This is a genomic window from Nocardioides sp. (assembly GCF_031422975.1).
Lineage (GTDB): Bacteria > Actinomycetota > Actinomycetes > Propionibacteriales > Nocardioidaceae > Nocardioides.
In genome coordinates, this window is record NZ_JANPEO010000091.1 from 1 (window position 1) to 4160 (window position 4160).

At 71.2% G+C, this 4160-nt stretch carries 3 protein-coding genes; 1 reads left to right on the top strand and 2 read right to left on the bottom strand.

Going from position 1 to position 4160, the window contains the following annotated elements:
- On the bottom strand, positions 1-1042 hold a 1042-nt coding region (locus RMO85_RS03040; RefSeq protein WP_310526388.1), incomplete at its 3' end, for an HAD-IB family hydrolase.
- Positions 1039-2922, bottom strand: coding sequence for a lysophospholipid acyltransferase (locus RMO85_RS03045; RefSeq protein ID WP_310526390.1), 1884 nt, complete (start codon positions 2920-2922; stop codon positions 1039-1041). The genes RMO85_RS03045 and RMO85_RS03040, both read right to left, overlap by 4 nt.
- Positions 2923-3402: 480 nt before the next feature.
- On the opposite strand from RMO85_RS03045, the gene RMO85_RS03050 reads away from it, so the two are divergent.
- Positions 3403-4160 (top strand): aldo/keto reductase (locus tag RMO85_RS03050; RefSeq protein WP_310526392.1); only part of this gene is annotated, 758 nt, incomplete at its 3' end.

Here is a 4160-nt window from a genome sequence, read left to right on the forward strand (position 1 = left end):
GCGACGCCGCGAGCATGCGCGGGTCGAACTTCGCCTCCGCCTTGGACACACCGGTGAAGTCGCGCCGCAGCAGCGAGCCCATGATCACCGGGTCGAGTGAGCTCTGGTGGTTGCCGATGAAGATCGCCGGCCGGGCCTTCCAGACGTTCTCCTCGCCGATGATGTTCAGCCTGACGCCGGCCACAGCGAGCGCCGCGTCGCAGGCGAGCGGGATCCCGACGTTGGTGCCGGCCCGCTTGTCGCGGCGTACGGCGCCCAGGACCGCGCCCGTCACCAGCCCGGCGTTCAGAGCGCCCGCGGCACCCACCGTGCCGAGGACGGCCCGCACTCCCTTGCGCAGCGGCTCGTGCATGTCGAGCACCGGCCAGCCCTGCAGCTTCGCCGTCTCCAGCAGGGCCCGGTGCGGGGCGATGGCGTGCGGGCGGCCGGTGCTGGCCAGGAACGGCACGTCCTCGTCGCCGTTGGCGTAGCCGTAGCTGAGGTGCAGGTCCACGCCGTGCTCGCGCGCGTAGCGGCGCACGGCCCGGGCCTTCGGCTCGCCCCAGAGGAACTGGCCGAGCACCCGCCCCGTCAGCACGCCGTCCTCGATCTCGAGCTCCGTGCACAAGATGTCCTCGATCCCGAGCTCGCGGGCCACGGGTCCGGTCTGGAAGCGGGTCGCGGCCGAGGCGAGCACCACGACGTGCCCCATCCGCTGGTGGGCCTTCACGATCGCCCGCGCCTGCGGTCGGATCGTGCCGGCGATCTTCTGCACGAAGAGCCGCTCGCCCATCTCCTGCATCGTGTCCTCGAGGTGCCCGCGCAGCGAGCTGAGCCCGAGGTCCCCGGCACGCGTCGGGTCACCACCGAGCGTGCCGTCGACGGCGGTGAGCACCAGTTTGGCCAGGTCGCCGGCGCCGACCTGGCCCTTGCGGACCTGGTCTCGCAGGATGTGCGTCGCCGTGAACCCGTGCACCAGGGTGCCGTCGAGATCGAAGAACGCGGCGATGTGCGGGCCGCGCGGGCCGGCCTCGATCTCGGCGACCAGGTCGTCGGGGTTCACGCGCGACCGGCTCGATGGAACTCGGCGATGGTGTCGATGCGGGCGGTGGTCTGCGCGATCTCGTCGGCGAAGCCGTGTCGCAGCTTGTCCAGGTCGGGGGTCTCCGGATCGAGGAGGCCACGGTGGTCGGCGAGCCGCAGCGCCGTCTTGAAGAGCTCGAGGGTCACCGACTCGTCGCTGGTGATCCGCCCCTGGAGCGCCCATTGCTGGCCCACCGCGACGCAGTCGTCGAGGAACTCTGCCTCGCTGAAGGGCACGTCGAGGTCGGCCAGCCGGTCCGCGACGACGTGGTACGCGTCGAGGAACGGCCGCAGCACCAGGTGCGCGACGTGTGGTCGCGTGGTCTCCAGTCGTGCCCGCAGCTCCGCGGTGTCGGCCTTCCTTCGGTTGCCCGTGGGATCCGCAACGCGCCGCAGCTCCGCGTCGATGTCCGCGCCGAACTCGTGCCGGCCGGCGAAGAAGAAGTCGAACTTGAGCAGCTCGCGCAGGCGCAGCGCCTCCGCCTCGGCCACGGCCACGATGTCGCCGGAATCGCTCTCGGCAGCGGCCAGGAGCGCGAGCTCGCCGATCGCCCGGTCGACGAACACGTGGATCGCGGTGTTGCGGTAGAACGCCGCCACGAGGTGCTTGTCGGGCGCGATCCGCCAGACGGTCTCGGTGCCGCCGTCGTAGGCCACCAGCACCCCGGAGGCCACCAGTTCCTGCAGCGTGCGCCGCAGCGTCTCGCGCTCCCGGAGGTTGAACGCGCCCGCCACCCGCCAGCCGCGCTCCTCGAGGTATCCCGCGATCGGGGCGACCGTCGCCTGCACCTGCGCCAGGGAGAGTGCGCGGTCCTCGCCGAGGATGGCCATGCTGACGATGGCCGTCGCGGTCACCGGGGTCGCCCGGTTGATGCGGTGGCACGACTCGAGCGCGATCCGTTCAATGGCGTACGGCGCCGCGGCCTCGTCCGCACGCAACTCGGCCATCCGCTCGGCCAGCGAGATCGGCTCGCCGAAGTCGACATAGGCGCGACCGAGGCGGTTGCCCTGCTCGCGCGCGAACTTGTAGAGCCACCGGAGGTCCTCCGGCCGCTTCTGCGCACCCTTGGCCTCCGAGGTCATCATCGAGACCTCGTGCAGCTGGTCGTAGACGATCGAGACCGGCACGATCAGCGCGTCGACCCCCTCGGTCTCGCACACCGCGTCAGCGACGTAGCGCATGATCCCGAACGCCGGCGGACGGAGCTTGCCCGTCCGCGTGCGGCCGCCCTCGATCGACCACGCGAGGTTGGACCTGTTCTTGAGGAGCTGGGCGATGTAGGAGCGAAGCGCCTGCCGGTAGACCGGGATGTCGGAGGTGCTGCGCTTGATGAAGATGACGCCCGACCTGCTGGCGATGGAGCCCATCGGGAAGAAGTTGAGGTTGGCGCCGCCGAAGGTGAACGGCGTCGACATCCGGCCCGCGGAGACGACCTCGGGGACCAGCGCGCCGTCGAGGTAGGACCGGTGCGAGAACAAGAACAGCAGCGAGTGCTGCCGGTCGAGTGCGCGCAACCGGGCGATCGAGTCCTCGTCGACGTACACGTCGTGCGCGCGGGCCAGCCATTGGGAGAAGCGCCGGAAGGCGGCACCGGTGCCCGCACTGTGGGTCGCCGACATCTCCCGCAGGTGCGCTCCCGCCTCGGCGGCCACCTCCCGCTCGGGCCGACCCAGATCCTCGGCCAGGGTCGCGATCTTCTCGGCGAACGCTCCGTCGGCCAGGATCTGCGAGACCTCGTGTCCGTCTGCGGCCCCGGCGGGTGCCAGCCCGACTCTGGTGGCGACGGGTGCGAGCAGCTGCCTGCCCCGGTCCTTGGCGCGGCTGAGCGCTGATCCAGTGCGGGCTGACTCGTGCCTCATGACCGGAGTCTCGGAGGCGCAGGGACTCTGGTCAAGGGCGGGTCCACCCGCAACCGCGGTATTCGACCAGAATGCGCCCGTGCCCTTCTCGTTCTTCACCGTTCCGCCGAGGTGAGTTTGCGCGGCGAGCGCACCAGCCGCGTGTGATCTCGGCGCGCCTCCCGAGCCAGGTCCCGGGCGCCGGTTAGACAGGTGCCAGGCCCGGCGACGTATGAGATCGCCGGGCCGAAAGCATCTCCGCGGCACCCCTGAAATAGGTGGAAGCCGGCAAGTATGAGTTGCCGGCTTCCGGTGTCTTCCGGACCGAAGTCCTTCCGACACCCCTGTTGTACGCCCGCCTCCGCCGCCCGCGCAAGAGCTCGGGGCCACTTCCCGACCAACGCTGCGCTCTTCACGGCGTGTCGTCGCGGACACGCCGGGGCGCGTGACAGGTGTGACGGCCCAGCGGCCCCCCGGTCCCGGGGCGCTAGCGTGGACGGCGTGATCAGCGACCTCGTCCTCGGCACCATGCACCTGGGCACCAAGACCGACACCGCCACCTCCTACGCCCTGCTCGACCGGTTCGTCGAAGCCGGCGGCACGACCATCGACTCCGCCAACTGCTACGCGTTCTGGGCCGACCCGAGCGGGCGCGGTGGCCAGAGCGAAACCCTGATCGGCGCCTGGCTGCGCGAGCACCCGGGTCTGCGCGAGCAGCTGACCATCGCCACCAAGGTGGGCGCCGAGCCCGCGGACGACGGCGGCAGCGAGGGGCTCTCGCCCGAGGTCGTACGCCGCGAGGCGGAGCGGAGCCGGGAGCGACTCGGCCTCGAGGTGATCGATCTCTACTTCGGCCACGTCGAGGACCGGCGCACGCCGATCGAGGAGACCGCCCACGCGATGGGAGCGCTCGTGGCCGACGGCATCGTCGCCCGGCTCGGCCTCTCCAACCACCCCACCTGGCTGGTCGAGCGGGCCCGTGGCTACGCCCTTGCCCGGGACCTGGCGGCCGTCGAGGCGGTGCAGCTGACGACGTCCTACCTCGAACCCAGACCCGGCGCGCCGGTCGAGGGCAAGGAACCCCGGTTCGGCTGGGTCACCGAGGAGACGCGCGACTACGTCGCAAACATGGGCCTCGAGCTGTGGGCCTACAGCCCGCTGATCCAGGGCAGCTTCGACCGCGCCGACCGGCCCTTCCCGCAGGCCTACGAGCACCCCGGGACGACGCGGCGACTGGCAGCGCTGGCCGAGGTCGCATC